Here is a 14,858-nt window from a genome sequence, read left to right on the forward strand (position 1 = left end):
TGGGGTCGGACAGCGCGGTCCGCACTCTGCTTTCCCGGGGTGGCGTCAGCACCGCTGCCTGTCGTGGCCCCGGAGTACCCCTGTGGCCGCTGCCTGCCGCGGCCCCGGAGAACCCCCGTGCTCAACCACTGCAAGGAGCCGCACACCGTGAGCAGTGCCGACCAGACCCCTGCCGCCAGCCCCGAGCTGCGCGCCGACATCCGCCGCCTCGGCGACCTGCTGGGCGAGACCCTCGTACGTCAGGAGGGCCAGGAACTCCTCGACCTGGTCGAGCGGGTCCGTGCCCTGACCCGCACCGACGGCGAGGCCGCGGCCCAGCTCCTCGGCGAAACGGACCTGGAGACCGCCGCGCAGCTCGTGCGCGCCTTCTCCACCTACTTCCACCTCGCCAACGTCACCGAGCAGGTCCACCGCGCCCACGAGATGCGCGACCGCCGCGCCGCCGAGGGCGGGCTCCTCGCCCGCACCGCCGACCGGCTCAAGGACGCCGACCCCGTCCACCTGCGCGAGACCGTCAAGAACCTCAACGTCCGGCCCGTGTTCACCGCGCACCCCACCGAGGCCGCCCGGCGCTCCGTACTCAACAAGCTCCGCCGTATCGCCGCGCTCCTGGAGACCCCCGTCGTCGAGGCCGACCGGCGCCGCCAGGACCTGCGCCTCGCCGAGAACATCGACCTCATCTGGCAGACCGACGAACTGCGCGTCGTCCGTCCCGAGCCGGCCGACGAGGCCCGCAACGCCATCTACTACCTCGACGAACTGCACGCCAACGCCGTCGGCGACGTGCTGGAGGACCTGGCGGCCGAGCTCGAACGCGTCGGCGTCGAGCTGCCCGCGGGCACCCGCCCCCTCACCTTCGGCACCTGGATCGGCGGCGACCGCGACGGCAACCCGAACGTGACGCCCGCCGTCACCTGGGAAGTGCTGATCCTCCAGCACGAGCACGGCATCACCGACGCCCTCGAACTCGTCGACCACCTGCGCGGACTGCTCTCCAACTCCATCCGCTACACCGGCGCCACCGACGAACTGCTGACCTCGCTCGAAGCGGACCTCGAACGCCTCCCCGAGATCAGCCCCCGCTACAAGCGGCTGAACGCCGAAGAGCCCTACCGCCTCAAGGCCACCTGCATCCGGCAGAAGCTCGTCAACACCCGCGAGCGCCTCGCCTCCGGCACCCCGCACCGCCCCGGCTGCGACTACCTCGGCACCGCCGAGCTCATCGCCGACCTCGAACTCATCCAGACCTCCCTGCGCGAGCACCGCGGCGGACTCTTCGCCGACGGACGGATGGACCGCACCATCCGCACCCTGGCCGCCTTCGGCCTCCAGCTCGCCACCATGGACGTCCGCGAACACGCCGACGCCCACCACCACGCCCTCGGCCAGCTCTTCGACCGGCTCGGCGAGGAGTCCTGGCGCTACGCCGACATGCCCCGCGACTACCGGCAGAAGCTCCTCGCCAAGGAACTCCGCTCCCGCCGCCCGCTCGCTCCGACCCCGGCCCCCGTCGACGCCGCGGGCGAGAAGACCCTCGGCGTCTTCCACACCGTCAAGGAGGCCTTCGAGCGCTTCGGCCCCGAAGTCATCGAGTCCTACATCATCTCGATGTGCCAGGGCGCCGACGACGTCTTCGCCGCCGCCGTGCTCGCCCGCGAGGCAGGTCTGATCGACCTCCACGCCGGCTGGGCCAAGATCGGCATCGTGCCGCTCCTGGAGACCACCGACGAGCTGCGCGCCGCCGACGTCATCCTCGACGAGATGCTCGCCGACCCCTCGTACCGCCGCCTCGTCTCGCTCCGCGGCGACGTGCAGGAGGTCATGCTCGGCTACTCCGACTCCTCCAAGTTCGGCGGCATCACCACCTCCCAGTGGGAGATCCACCGCGCCCAGCGCCGGCTGCGCGACGTCGCGCACCGCTACGGCGTGCGCCTGCGCCTCTTCCACGGCCGCGGCGGCACCGTCGGCCGCGGCGGCGGCCCCTCGCACGACGCGATCCTCGCCCAGCCCTGGGGCACCCTGGAGGGCGAGATCAAGGTGACCGAGCAGGGCGAGGTCATCTCCGACAAGTACCTCATCCCGGCGCTCGCCCGGGAGAACCTGGAGCTGACCGTCGCGGCCACGCTCCAGGCCTCCGCACTGCACACCGCACCCCGCCAGTCCGACGAGGCCCTGGCCCGCTGGGACGCCGCGATGGACACCGTCTCCGACGCCGCGCACGCCGCGTACCGCAAGCTCGTCGAGGACCCGGACCTGCCCGCGTACTTCTTCGCGGCGACCCCCGTCGACCAGCTCGCCGACCTCCACCTCGGTTCCCGCCCGTCCCGCCGCCCCGACTCGGGCGCCGGACTCGACGGACTGCGGGCCATCCCGTGGGTCTTCGGCTGGACCCAGTCCCGCCAGATCGTCCCCGGCTGGTACGGCGTCGGTTCCGGGCTCAAGGCGCTGCGCGAAGCCGGCCTGGACACCGTCCTGGACGAAATGCACGAGCACTGGCACTTCTTCCGGAACTTCATCTCCAACGTCGAGATGACCCTCGCCAAGACCGATCTGCGCATCGCCCGCCACTACGTCGACACACTCGTGCCCGACGAACTGAAGCACGTCTTCGACGACATCGAGGCCGAGCACGCCCTCACCGTGCAGGAGGTCCTCAGGGTCACCGGCGGCACCGAACTGCTCGGCACCAGCCCGGTGCTCCAGCAGACCTTCGCCATCCGCGACGCCTACCTGGACCCGATCTCCTACCTCCAGGTCTCGCTGCTGGCCCGTCAGCGCGAAGCCGCGGCGCGCGGTGAAGCCCCCGACCCGCTGCTGGCCAGGGCCCTGCTGCTCACCGTGAACGGTGTCGCCGCGGGCCTGCGCAACACCGGCTGACCTTTCTCGCCCGCAGCATGACAGTGCCCCCGCCGGACGCATCCGGTGGGGGCACTTCGCTGTGCGGACGTCAGTGCTGCTGGGCCTTGCGGCGGCGCATCACCAGGAAGCCGCCGACCGCGGCGAGCGCCACGGCGACTGCCGCCATCGCGCCGACCGGGGCACTGCTTCCGGTCTCGGCGAGGTCGCCGGACGCGCCGCCCTGGGTGGCCGGTGCACCGGCCGGGGCGCTCTCCGAGGCGGCCGGGGTGCCGGACGGCTGCTCGCCGCCGGGAGCGGACGGGCCGGTGGACGGCGTGGCCGAGGGCTGCTCGCCGGGCTTCGTGGGCTGCTCGCCGGGCTCGGTGGGCTTCTCACCGGGCTTGGTGGGCTCTTCGCCGGGCTCGGTGGGCTCTTCGCCGGGCTTGGTGGGCTCTTCGCCGGGCTTGCCCGGCTCGCAGTCGGTCTTGAAGACCTTGTGCTTGGCCTTGCCGTTCTCGCCCTCGAAGTTCCAGAACAGCTTGTACTGGCCGTCGGGCAGGGTCATGTCGGTGGTACGGCCGTGGCCGGAACCATCGAGCGCGAAGGCGCCCGTCTTGACCGTCTCGCCCTTGTCCAGATCGTTGTTGGCCCAGGCCTCGATGTGCCACTGGACCTTCTGGGTGGCGTCGAAGCCGAAGGCGTCGAGGTAGAAGGAGCAGACCTTCGGCTCGTTCCTGCGGAGCTCCTCTCCGGTCTTGGAGTCGTGGATCTTCACCGTGCCGTTGTCGCCCTTGGGCGCGGCGGAGGCGGAAGGTGCCAGCAGCAGCGAGGCGGTCACCGCGGTGACCAGGGCGCCGGCGGGAATGAATATGCGCATGGGCAGTCCAACGTGAGAGATGAGGGATGCCGTGGGGGGTCGGCTCAGCTTCTTGTGGCTGCTTCAGCCCGTCAAGGTTGATGTGTCCATATCCGCCCGCTTGTGCGCTGCTCTGTCCCAATGGTTTTGGGTAACGATCGGGGGAACATGCGGCTCCGGTACGTGAGTCCGTGCCTCAAGACGTCCCGGAGCGCGGCCCGGGAGCTCGGGAGTCGCTCGGGGTGCGACCCGGGAGTCGCTCGGGGTGCGGCTCAGAGGGCGAAGAACGTCGCCACGAGCAGGACCGCACCCGCGATCCCCGTGCACCAGCCGGTCCGCGACATCCGCAGACCGCCACCGATCACCAGGCCCGCCAGCAGCAGCGCTCCGCCCAGCGGCACCCAGGCATGCAGAAAACCCGGTGTCCCGGCGCGCACCACATCATCCGTGCCCGGCTTCACCACCACGGGGAACCGGTCGCCCCTCCGTGCCGCGACGGACCGGTCGATCGTCACCCGGGAACGCGCGACCGCCTGCCCCGACGGCGAGAACGGACCGGTGCAGACATCGGCGCCGCACCCCGTCACGGTCATCGTGCCGTGCTCACGGCCTTTGGCCAGAACGATGTGGTGCGCCTCGTTCCAGGACGACAGCACACCGGCCGCCAGCAGCAGCAGGACGACACAGCCCATGGCGGCGTTGCGGGCGTAGACCAGGGCGCGGTGGGAGGAGCTCCGCTTCATGGGGAGCGATCCTTGGGCAGACCGGCACCACCGGTCAACTCATGGCCGAAAATGGCCGGGGCGCCGACAGGAATGTCCGAAGACGGGCGCGCACGGGACAGTCTCAGGAGTTGTACGCGCTCTGTGCGCGTTCCAGGCCCTCCGCCAGCAGACACTCCACCGAGTCCGCCGCCCGGTCCACCAGGTAGGCCAGCTCCTTGCGCTCGGTGGACGAGAAGTCCTTCAGCACGAAGTCCGCGACCTGCATCCGCCCCGGCGGCCGCCCGATCCCGAACCGGACCCGGTGGTAGTCCGCACCCATCGCCTTGGTCATCGACTTCAGCCCGTTGTGCCCGTTGTCGCCGCCGCCCAGCTTCAGCCGCAGCGCCCCGTAATCGATGTCCAGCTCGTCATGGATCGCCACGACGTGGTCCGTCGGCACCTTGTAGAAGTCGCGCAGCGCCGTGACGGGGCCGCCCGAGAGATTCATGTACGACATCGGCTTGGCCAGGATCACCCGCCGGTTCGCCGGTCCGGGCGGGCCCATGCGGCCCTCCACGACCTGCGCCTGCGCCTTCTGCGCCCGCTTGAACTTCCCGCCGATCCGCTCGGTTAGGAGGTCGGCCACCATGAAGCCGACGTTGTGCCGGTTCCCCGCGTACTCGGGACCGGGATTGCCGAGGCCCACGATGAGCCAGGGTTCGGTGGCGTCGGACATCTGCGCTCGGTCTCCTCGTGTACGGGTGGTTCCGGGTGGCCCGGATACAGGGAGACGGGGCGGCGGGTCCTCGGACAAGGAACCGCCACCCCGTCGGTCAAGCAGTGCGGGTGAGGCTCAGGCCTCCGCGCCCTCGCCCTCGGCGGCCTCGGCGGCCGGCTCCTCGGCCTGGGCGGCGACGACCTGGAGCACGATGGCGTCCTCGTCACCGGCCAGCACGGCGCCCTTCGGCAGCGCGATGTCCTTGGCGAGAACGGACGCACCGGCGTCCAGGCCCGCGACGGAGACCGTGACCGACTCCGGGATGTGGGTGGCCTCGGCCTCGACGAGCAGGGTGTTCTGCACGTACTCCAGGAGGTTGCCGCCCGGGGCCAGGTCGCCCTCGACGTGCACGGCGATCTCGACGTTGACCTTCTCGCCGCGCTTGACGGTCAGCAGGTCGACGTGCTCGATGTCGCCCTTGAGCGGGTTGCGCTGCACGGCCTTCGGGATGACCAGGGCGTCCTTGCCGTCGATCTCCAGGCCGATCAGGACGTTCGCGGTCTTGAGCGCCATCATCAGGTCGTGACCCGGCAGGGTGACGTGGACCGGCTCGGCACCGTGGCCGTAGATGACCGCGGGGACCTGGTTGGCGCGGCGGGTGCGACGGGCGGCACCCTTGCCGAACTCGGTACGGACCTGGGCGGCGAGCTTGACCTCAGCCATGACTGCACTCCTCGTGAGGTGACGAAAATCGGACGGTCACCCGGCCCACGACAGGCCTGCTACGAAGAGCGCGTCGATAACGGACCGCCGTACACATGAGTACGGCCTCCCTCGCCGAGCAACTCGCTGAGTCTACCCGGCGGGGAGGCCGCCCCCAAAGTGGATCTTCGGTACCGCTGTTCCTACTGCTCCTCGAAGAGGCTGGTCACCGAGCCGTCCTCGAAGACCTCGCGCACCGCACGCGCGATCGTCGGCGCGATCGACAGCACCGTGATCTTGTCGAGCTCCTGCTCGCCCGGGGTCGGCAGGGTGTCCGTGAACACGAACTCGCTGACCTTGGAGTTCTTCAGACGGTCCGCGGCCGGACCGGAGAGCACGCCGTGGGTCGCCGTCACTATGACGTCCTCGGCGCCGTGCGCGAACAGGGCGTCGGCGGCGGCGCAGATGGTGCCGCCGGTGTCGATCATGTCGTCGACCAGGACGCAGACCCGGCCCTTCACGTTGCCGACGACCTCGTGGACCGTCACCTGGTTGGCGACGTCCTTGTCACGGCGCTTGTGCACGATGGCCAGCGGGGCGTCCAGGCGGTCGCACCAGCGGTCGGCGACCCGCACCCGGCCGGCGTCCGGGGAGACGATCGTCAGCTTCGAGCGGTCGACCTTGGCGCCGACGTAGTCGGCCAGGATCGGCAGCGCGAAGAGGTGGTCCACCGGGCCGTCGAAGAAGCCCTGGATCTGGTCCGTGTGCAGGTCGACGGTGAGGATGCGATCGGCACCCGCCGTCTTCATCAGATCGGCGATCAGACGGGCCGAGATCGGCTCGCGGCCGCGGTGCTTCTTGTCCTGGCGGGCGTAGCCGTAGAACGGCACGATCACCGTGATGGAGCGGGCCGAGGCGCGCTTCAGCGCGTCCAGCATGATGAGCTGCTCCATGATCCACTTGTTGATCGGAGCGGTGTGGCTCTGGATCAGGAAGCAGTCGGCGCCGCGAGCCGACTCCTGGAAGCGGACGTAGATCTCACCGTTGGCGAAATCGAAGGCCTTGGTCGGCACGAGACCGACACCCAGCTGGTGTGCGACCTCCTCGGCCAGCTCGGGGTGGGCGCGGCCGGAGAAGAGCATCAGTTTCTTCTCGCCGGTCGTCTTGATCCCGGTCACAGCACAGTCTCCTCAGACGTGTTCCTGGCGCTGCGCGCATGTTGTCCCGTTGCGCAACGAGCCAGCCGAAATGGGGTGAGCATCTATCACGGTACGCCGTGCGCGGCGTACCTGTTTCCGGTCAGCTTTCGCTGTCGCGCTCCGATGCGGCGGCCTGAGCCGCCTGTGCGGCGCCGCTCCCCGGACGCTTGCGGGCCACCCAACCCTCGATATTCCTTTGCTGGCCGCGGGCGACGGCGAGCGAACCGGGCGGTACGTCCTTGGTGATGACCGAGCCCGCGGCGGTGTAGGCGCCGTCCCCGACCGTGACAGGCGCCACAAACATATTGTCCGAGCCGGTGCGGCAGTGGGAGCCGATCGTGGTGTGGTGCTTGGCCACGCCGTCGTAGTTCACGAAGACGCTGGCGGCACCGATGTTGGTGTGGTCGCCGATCGTCGCGTCGCCGACGTAGCTCAGGTGCGGGACCTTGGTGCCCTCGCCGATCGTGGCGTTCTTCATCTCCACGTACGTACCGGCCTTGGCCTTGGTGCCGAGCCTGGTGCCGGGCCGCAGATAGGCGTACGGGCCGACCGTGGCGCCCTCGCCGACCTCGGCCCCGTCCGCGACCGTGTTGTCCACACGGGCGCCCGCGCGGACGAGGGTGTCCTTGAGGCGGCTGTTGGGGCCGACCTCGGCGTCCTCGCCGAGGTGCGTGGTGCCGAGCAGCTGGGTGCCCGGGTGCACGATCGCGTCCCGCTCGTAGGTGACGGTGGCGTCGATCAGCGTGGACGCCGGGTCCACGACGGTCACACCGGCCAGCATGGCCCGCTCCAGCAGCCGCTCGTTCAGCAGCCGCCGGGCCTCGGCCAGCTGGAGGCGGTTGTTGATGCCGAGGATCTCGCGGTGGTCCCCGGCGACCGAGGCGCCGACCCGGTGCCCGGCCTCGCGCAGGATGGAGAGGACGTCGGTGAGGTACTCCTCGCCCTGGCTGTTGTCGGTACGGACCTGGCCGAGGGCCTCGGCGAGCAGTCGGCCGTCGAAGGCGAAGACCCCGGAGTTGATCTCCCGGATCGCGCGCTGGGCCTCGGTGGCGTCCTTGTGCTCGACGATCTCGGTGACCGCGCCGTCGGCCGGGTCGCGGACGATGCGTCCGTAGCCGGTGGAGTCGGGGACCTCGGCGGTCAGCACGGTGACGGCGTTGGCATCGGCCGTGTGGGTGGCGGCGAGCGCGACGAGCGTCTCGCCGGAGAGCAGCGGGGTGTCGCCGCAGACGACGATCACGGTGCCGTCGACGGTGCCGCCCAGCTCGTCGAGACCGACGCGCACGGCGTTGCCGGTGCCCTTCTGCTCTCTCTGGTGCGCGGTCCGCAGCCGGTCGTCGACGGCGGTGAGGTGTGCGGTGACCTGCTCGCTGCCGTGGCCGACGACCACGACGAGGTGCTCGGGGTCCAGTCGGCGGGAGGCGGTGACGACATGTCCGACGAGCGAGCGCCCGGAGATCTCGTGCAGGACCTTGGGGGTCTTCGACTTCATGCGGGTGCCCTCACCCGCTGCGAGGACGACGACGGCTGCCGGGCGGTTGGCGCTCACGGGTATGTCCTTCGGCTTTGGGTGGGGGACATCCGAAGGATACCGGGGGGCTGGTGGGCGGACATGGGTGAGGGCCCCGGCCTTGGAGGCCGGGGCCCTTGCGTCTGAGCTCCCCTGCCAGGATTCGAACCCGGACAAATGGCACCAAAAGCCACTGTGCTGCCATTACACCACAGGGGATGGCAAATGCGGCCGAATCGGACAACTCGCTAGCTGGCCGAATGTGCGGCTCCCAACACTATGCCGTACCAAGTGCCTTCCACGCGACGATAAAGATCAGCGCTTTTGGTGGCGTAGATGATCAGGCATCCACGGTAGGTCTCGGCGGTGTTCCTGCGCGTGGTCTTGGGGTTGTGCTTCTTCAGGGTCGCTCTCTGGAATGTGGAGGCGGGAACGCCCGCCAGGTCTGCCCAGAATCGCTCGGCCTCTGCGACGTTCCCCGACTCGTGGATGCCGACCCGGAAACGCATGCGCTCGCGCGGATCCCCGAGCAGGTCGAGCCAGTGCAGGTACAGCGTGATCACGTTGGGGTCGCTGTTGATGAACTGGAGGCTCTCTCGACGGCTGTACGTCTTATCCTTTGAGCCTTCGGCCCAGTACAGCGCTACTCCGGTGAGGAACAGTTCCCGGTCCGATAATTGGCCGACCGCTTCCCGCGCTTGAGCCTTGGCCCTGAGTCGATCCTCGTTCTGGGTGGTACGCAGGCGCGACAGGCCGGCGTTCATGAGCGCGTGGCGCTCCGCGTCGGTATGGCGAGGCTTCGGTTTCGGCAGATCCCGCACCCAGAGCGAGATCGAGCTCTTCGAGCAGCCCAGCTCCACCTGGATCTGGTCGTACGTCATGCCTTGGCTGCGCAGTTCTCGCGCCTTCTCTCGAAGGTCGTCCTTGGTGCGTGGGCGTTTCGTCCACTCCGGAGCCGGTTCGCCCTTGACCAGGCGGCCCAGGATGTCGTTGTTGTGGATGTGCAGCCGGTCGCGGATCTGCCGGAGGCTGAGGCCCTCCCGGCGCAGGGCGACCGCCTGCTCGCGCAGACCTTCGAAGTCGGCGTACTTGCTCGTGATTTCCGTCATGTGACGAGCGTCGCCCGGAATGCGGACGTCCGGTACGAAAGCTTGCTCGATTCGCCATTTCAAGCGATACCTGGCTGTTTCGTCGCCGTTCTGCGTGCGGACGTGCTGTCCGGGTCGCCCGAAAATGAGGTGCGGTCGCCCGTAGGGTGGATGGCATGACCGCAACGGGGGCAGATCAGGAGGCGACGGGATCAACCACCCGCGGCTACTGGTGGTGGGAGCGGCGGCGCAGTGTCGCCCTGGACGTGGGGCTCGGGCTCCTCTCGGCGCTGGAGTGCGCGCTGGAGGGGGTGGAGTTCGCCGGGGACGCCGGGTTGCCGGTGCCGGTGGGTGTGCTGTTCGGGCTGCTCGCGGGCTCGGTCCTGGTGCTGCGGCGGCGGTGGCCGATCGCGGTGGTGCTGGTGGCGACGCCCGCCGAGATGGGCTTCCTGATGGGGCTGATCGGCCTCTACACCCTGGCCGCCTCCGACGTGCCGCGACGGATCACCGCGGTGCTGACGGGGATGTCCTTCGCGGGCACGTTCATCGTCACCTACGTACGGCTGCGCCAGAGCGTCGCGCAGCAGGGCGACTTCGGGCCCGGCGACTGGTACGTACCGCTGATCTCGCTCTTCATGTCGCTGGGGCTCACCGCCCCGCCCGTGCTGTTCGGCCTCTACATAGGAGCCCGGCGGCGGCTGATGGAGAGCCTGCGGGAGCGGGCGGACTCGCTGGAGCGGGAGCTGTCGCTGCTCGCCGACCGGGCGGAGGAGCGGGCGGAGTGGGCGCGTACGGAGGAGCGCCACCGGATCGCCCGCGAGATGCATGACGTGGTCGCCCACCGGGTCAGCCTGATGGTCGTGCACGCCGCCGCGCTCCAGGCCGTCGCGCCGAAGGACCCGGCGAAGGCGGTACGGAATGCGGCGCTGGTCGGCGACATGGGCCGGCAGGCGCTGACGGAGCTGCGGGAGATGCTCGGGGTGCTGCGGGCGGGGGAGTCGGTGACGGCCCGGCCGGCCCAGGTGCCGCTGGCCTCGGTCGGTCAGGCGGCGGCCGCCGCGGCCGCCGCCGCGACGGAGGACGGGCCGCGGCTGCACGAGGTGGAGACCCTGGTGGGGGAGTCCAGGGCGGCGGGGATGACGGTGGAGCTGTCGGTGCACGGTGAGGCGCGCACGTATCCGCGCGAGGTCGAGCAGACGGCGTACCGGGTGGTGCAGGAGGCCCTGACGAACGTCCACAAGCACGCGGCGGGCGCGAAGACCTGGGTGCGGCTGGCGCACCGGGACGCGGAGGTCGCCATGCAGGTGGAGAACGGTCCGTCGGACGCGGCCACGGCGGACGCGGGGCTGCCGAGCGGGGGCAACGGCCTGGTCGGCATGCGGGAGCGGGTGCTGGGGCTCGGCGGGGTCTTCGTCTCGGGGCCGACGGACGCGGGCGGCTTCCGGGTGTCGGCGGTGCTGCCGGCCCAGGGGGAGACGGCCTGAGCCGCGGGACCGGCGCGGCGGCGTACGGATTCGGGGCCCGGCCGGAGGTCACCCGACAGGCTCTCAGCCCGGGACGAGGCGCTCCGGCTGGATGCCAGTGATCAGGGTCGCCAGGGCCTGGTCGATGTCCGGGCCGAGGTACCAGTCGCCGGTGTGGTCGATGCTGTAGACGCGGCCCTCGGTGTCGATGGCCAGGACCGCCTGGCCGTCCCCCTCTTCGCCCAGGGGGCTGACCTCGGTCTCCAGAGCCCGGCCGAGGTCACCGAGGGTGCGGGCGAGGTGGAGTCCGCTCAGCGGGTCGATACGCACCGGGGCGGGGGCGATCTGGCGGCCCGGCGCGGACGCGGTGATGAGCAGTCCGCCGAATTCGGCCCAGGCCTCCACGGCCGCGGGGAAGACCGCGTGCCGGTGGCCGGCGGGCGAGCTGTGCGAGCGCAGCGCGTCGGCCCACTCCTCGGCCTGCCGGATGTCCCAGCGGCCGGGCTGCCAGCCCGCGGCGCGCAGGGCGGCGTCGACGGCGACGGGGAAACGGGTGGAGGAGTGCCGGTCGCGCTCGGCGGGGCCCTTCTGTCCGGGCAGGTCGGTTCGGTCGCGCATGGGCGTGCGGTCAGCCCTTCTCGGCGGTGGTCGCCGCCCCGGTGGTCGTGAGGTCGACGGGACGTACGCCGAAGTGGGCGAGCATCGCCGTGCAGGAGCGGCACGGCGGCGCGTAGCTGCCGTGCATCGGGTCGCCGTCCTCACGGATGCGCCGTGCGGTGAGCCGCGAGTGCTTGAGGGCGCGCCGGGCCTCGCCGTTGGTCAGCGGCTTGCGCTGGGCGCGCTTGGAGCGGGTCGACTCCGCGGCGGTGAGCTGCCGGGAGAGCAGTATCGCCTCGGGGCAGCGGCCGGTGAAGCGTTCGCGCCGGTTGCTGGGAAGGGTGTCGAGGAAGTCCTGGACGAGCGGGTGCAGTACGGGGGGCTGGTCGCCCTTGCCCGCGGTGCAGGTGAGTGTCTCGCCGCGTACGGACAGCGCCGCCGCGACCGCGGGCAGGATGCCGTCGCGGCGGTGGTGCAGGCGGGGTGTGCGGTCGGCGTCGGTGCTGCTCCAGCTGAGGCGCGGATCCCCGGATGTGACTGACTGTGCGGTGTGCATGGTGCTTTCCCTCCCGTGCCCGCAGCGGTAGCTGCGCGATGTGCACGCCCCCGAGTTGCGGTGACAGCCTGCCAAATGTCCCGGCTGGTGGGGAAGCTGGGGCTGTGAAACGTGTCTCCGTGTCGCCGGAGCGCGGCGGCGTCGCTCGTCCGTCACGCCGGTGTGACGGTTCGTGACGGATGCGGAGGGGGAGGCGTAGGACAGGTCACATGCGCGAGACCCGCCCTTGCCCCACCGCATAGGCTGTGCCCGGACCGTCCCCCTCGGGCAGGCCGGTCCTCACCAGCCAGACGCAGCAGGGGGCAACCGCCATGACGACAGGTCGGCTCGGGCAGCAAGCCGCGCCACCGAACGCGGCCTACGCCGGGCAGCTCGTGCATTTCCCGGACCCGGTCCGGGCGTCCCGCCATCCCGGTGGTGTGCGTATGGACGAGAAGGGCAGCCCGGACTTCGCGCCGTACGCGCGCGCCGCCGCCGAGATCGCCGAGCCGCCGCAGGGCTTCGGGGTCGACGAGCTGCGGCTCACCGACTACGTCTCGGCCAACGCGGCACTGGCGGCGAGCGGCCACGAGCTGTGGGACACGATCCCGGCGGTCGCCACTCCGCACGGCTGGACCTGGCACCACGTGCCCGGCGGCCGGCGCATGGAGCTGATCCCGGTCGAGGTGAAGGCGCTGCTCAGGCACCACGGCGGCCTGGCCACCACGGCGGTCGACCACAACAAGCGGGGCACCCGCCCGTTGCAGGAGACCCGGCCCGCGCACTTCCGGCTCCCGAAGGGCGCCGTGGCCGTGAGCGAGACGCAGGTGCAGAACGTCGAGGAGGACCTCGGCTACCGGCTGCCCGGTGCCTACCGCTCGTTCCTCAAGGCGGCGGGCGGTTCGGCGCCGGTGGGCGCCGCACTCGACGCGGAGCTGGGGCTGCTGGTCGACCAGCCGTTCTTCACGGTGCGCGAGCAGGCCGCCGCGAACGACCTGGTGTACGTCAACAAGTGCCTGCGCGACCACCTCACCAAGGACTACCTGGGCGTCGGTTTCGTCCAGGGCGGCATCATCGCGGTGAAGGTGAAGGGAAACGGCATCGGCTCGGTCTGGTTCTGCGCGTACGACGACGCCCGGGACCAGGACGGATGGACCGTTCAGGAGCGGGTGGACAGGCTGCTGCTGCCGTGCGGCGACGACTTCGACGCCTTCCTGCAGCGTCTGGCGGGCAATCCGCCGGAGCTGGAGACCGTGGCGAACCTGATGGTGGACGGCGGCTTCGCGCGGGCCGTCCCGGTGGAGGGGTGAGCGCGATGGTGACCTTTGCGCAGGCGCAGGAGCGCGCGGACGAGTGGATCAACGGCGATGTGCCCGCGTACCAGCACCGTGAGGTGCGGGTGCGGGAGTTCGAGCTGGGCTTCGTGGTGTGGGGCGAGGACCGCGCCGAGGGCCCGGTCTCGGACGGCGGCAGGCAGCGGCTGGTGATCGCCCGGGACAGCGGTGAGGCCACCCTGTGGCCGGGGCTTGCGGTGGGCGAGGTGATCCGGCGGTACGAGGAGGAGTACGGCGCGCAGGCGACGGCCGCGGCCGCTCCGGAGCCGCCGCAGCGCATCGATCTCAATCAGACGTCGTTCCTGCTGAGCCCCCCGGAGTGGCTCCAGGAAGCGGCGGACAAGCTGGGCATCCCGGACCGCCGGGAGGACCGCGGCCAGGGTCAGGACGCCGCGTCGCCGGATTCGCACGGTGGACAGGTCGCGTACGAGCCCACGGCCAACGACGGTGTCCCGGCGTCCCCGCCGAACGTGCCGGACGGGGCCACCCCCTGGGCCGGTACGGACACGAACGCGGGTTCCGACGACGGGGCGGTGCCGCTGCCGGCCACGGTGTTCGCGCCGCCGCTCTCGGGTTCCGACGACGACGGCACCCCGCCGCCGGTCGTGCCGGCCGATGCGCCGACCGCCCTGATGTCGGGCGGCAGCCAGCTGCCGCGGACAGCGGTCGTGCCGGGTCTGGGCCCGCAGGGAGGCGCTCCGGGAGTTCCGGGCGGTCCGGGCGCTCCGGGCGCTCCGGGCCAGGGTGTTCCGGGTGTTCCGGGTGTTCCGGGTGCTCCTGGAGTTCCGGGCCAGGGTGTTCCGGGCGCTCCAGGCGCTCCTGCTCCGGGCACCGGTGACATCGCCGATGCGACCACCAGCAAGGCCGCCGTGCCGCCGCGTGGTGCGCGGGGCGGTGGTCCGTCGACGCCTCCGCCGCCCGGCGCCCCCGGGACCCCGGGCGCCAGGCCGGGCCCGCCGGTGCCGCCGCCCTCGGGTCCGGGTGCGCCCGGTGCCCCGGCGGGCGGGTACCTGCCGACGCAGCTCGCCCCTCGGACTCCGCCCGGTGCTCCGGTGCCGCCGCCGGGTGCGCCCGGTGTTCCTGGTGCTCCGGTGCCGCCGCCGGGTGCGCCCGGTGTTCCTGGTGCTCCGGTGCCGCCTGCGCCGCCTGGTTCGACTCCGCCGCCGCCTGGTGGTGGGGTGCATCACGCCGCGACGATGCTGGCCGACCCGAGCATGGGTGGCCCAGGTGGGGTCCGGCCGCCTGGTCCGCCTGGTGCTCCGGTGCCGCCGCCGGGTGCGCCCGGTGTTCCTGGTGCTCCGGTGCCGCCTGCGC

At 71.2% G+C, this 14,858-nt stretch carries 13 protein-coding genes and 1 tRNA gene; 4 read left to right on the top strand and 10 right to left on the bottom strand.

Annotation, left to right across the window (positions count from 1 at the left end):
* Positions 1–147 precede the first annotated feature (147 nt).
* Positions 148–2,877 carry a phosphoenolpyruvate carboxylase gene (gene ppc / locus IE107_RS21955; RefSeq protein WP_189545546.1) on the top strand — a complete coding sequence of 910 codons (2,730 nt, stop codon included), beginning with the start codon at positions 148–150 and terminating at the stop codon, positions 2,875–2,877.
* Between the two features lie 70 nt (positions 2,878–2,947).
* Here ppc and IE107_RS21960 read toward each other — a convergent pair whose 3' ends face one another.
* The 8 genes from IE107_RS21960 to IE107_RS21995 all read right to left on the bottom strand — a co-directional run bounded on the left by IE107_RS21960 (position 2,948) and on the right by IE107_RS21995 (position 9,636).
* Entirely contained in the window at positions 2,948–3,715 is a 768-nt protein-coding gene (locus tag IE107_RS21960; RefSeq protein WP_189545547.1) for an LAVTG motif-containing sortase-dependent surface protein, read from the bottom strand.
* Positions 3,716–3,966: 251 nt separating this feature from the next.
* Entirely contained in the window at positions 3,967–4,437 is a 471-nt protein-coding gene (locus IE107_RS21965) for a hypothetical protein (RefSeq protein WP_189545548.1), read from the bottom strand.
* Between the two features lie 103 nt (positions 4,438–4,540).
* The gene (gene pth / locus IE107_RS21970; protein WP_189545549.1) at positions 4,541–5,134 is read right to left on the bottom strand and encodes an aminoacyl-tRNA hydrolase; all 594 of its coding nucleotides are present in this window, start codon (positions 5,132–5,134) and stop codon (positions 4,541–4,543) included.
* Between the two features lie 117 nt (positions 5,135–5,251).
* On the bottom strand, positions 5,252–5,839 hold the full coding sequence (locus IE107_RS21975; RefSeq protein WP_189545550.1) for a 50S ribosomal protein L25/general stress protein Ctc: 588 nt from the start codon (positions 5,837–5,839) through the stop codon (positions 5,252–5,254).
* A 182-nt stretch (positions 5,840–6,021) separates the two neighbouring features.
* Complete coding sequence (locus tag IE107_RS21980; RefSeq protein ID WP_189545551.1) at positions 6,022–6,996, bottom strand: ribose-phosphate diphosphokinase; 975 nt, start codon at positions 6,994–6,996, stop codon at positions 6,022–6,024.
* A gap of 121 nt (positions 6,997–7,117) precedes the next feature.
* Positions 7,118–8,566 (bottom strand): bifunctional UDP-N-acetylglucosamine diphosphorylase/glucosamine-1-phosphate N-acetyltransferase GlmU, encoded by a 1,449-nt coding sequence (gene glmU, locus IE107_RS21985; protein ID WP_189545552.1) that lies wholly within the window; start codon positions 8,564–8,566, stop codon positions 7,118–7,120.
* Between the two features lie 109 nt (positions 8,567–8,675).
* Positions 8,676–8,746, bottom strand: a tRNA-Gln gene (locus IE107_RS21990).
* A gap of 29 nt (positions 8,747–8,775) precedes the next feature.
* The gene (locus IE107_RS21995) at positions 8,776–9,636 is read right to left on the bottom strand and encodes a hypothetical protein (RefSeq protein ID WP_189545553.1); all 861 of its coding nucleotides are present in this window, start codon (positions 9,634–9,636) and stop codon (positions 8,776–8,778) included.
* 155 nt (positions 9,637–9,791) lie between these two features.
* Between IE107_RS21995 and IE107_RS22000 the strand changes: the two genes are divergently transcribed.
* The gene (locus IE107_RS22000) at positions 9,792–11,099 is read left to right on the top strand and encodes a sensor histidine kinase (protein WP_189545554.1); all 1,308 of its coding nucleotides are present in this window, start codon (positions 9,792–9,794) and stop codon (positions 11,097–11,099) included.
* Between the two features lie 63 nt (positions 11,100–11,162).
* Here the strand turns inward: IE107_RS22000 and IE107_RS22005 are convergent, their stop codons facing one another.
* Together IE107_RS22005 and IE107_RS22010 are read right to left on the bottom strand one after the other, a co-directional pair.
* Positions 11,163–11,696 carry an SUKH-3 domain-containing protein gene (locus IE107_RS22005; RefSeq protein WP_189545555.1) on the bottom strand — a complete coding sequence of 178 codons (534 nt, stop codon included), beginning with the start codon at positions 11,694–11,696 and terminating at the stop codon, positions 11,163–11,165.
* A gap of 10 nt (positions 11,697–11,706) precedes the next feature.
* Entirely contained in the window at positions 11,707–12,231 is a 525-nt protein-coding gene (locus IE107_RS22010) for a YwqJ-related putative deaminase (protein WP_189545556.1), read from the bottom strand.
* Positions 12,232–12,542: 311 nt separating this feature from the next.
* On the opposite strand from IE107_RS22010, the gene IE107_RS22015 reads away from it, so the two are divergent.
* Both IE107_RS22015 and IE107_RS22020 read left to right on the top strand, forming a co-directional pair.
* Positions 12,543–13,520 (top strand): SMI1/KNR4 family protein, encoded by a 978-nt coding sequence (locus IE107_RS22015; RefSeq protein ID WP_189545557.1) that lies wholly within the window; start codon positions 12,543–12,545, stop codon positions 13,518–13,520.
* Between the two features lie 5 nt (positions 13,521–13,525).
* The coding region (locus IE107_RS22020) for an SUKH-4 family immunity protein (RefSeq protein WP_506004916.1) at positions 13,526–14,858 on the top strand (1,333 nt) is incomplete at its 3' end.

It is taken from the genome of Streptomyces gelaticus, assembly GCF_014649535.1.
Lineage (GTDB): Bacteria > Actinomycetota > Actinomycetes > Streptomycetales > Streptomycetaceae > Streptomyces > Streptomyces gelaticus.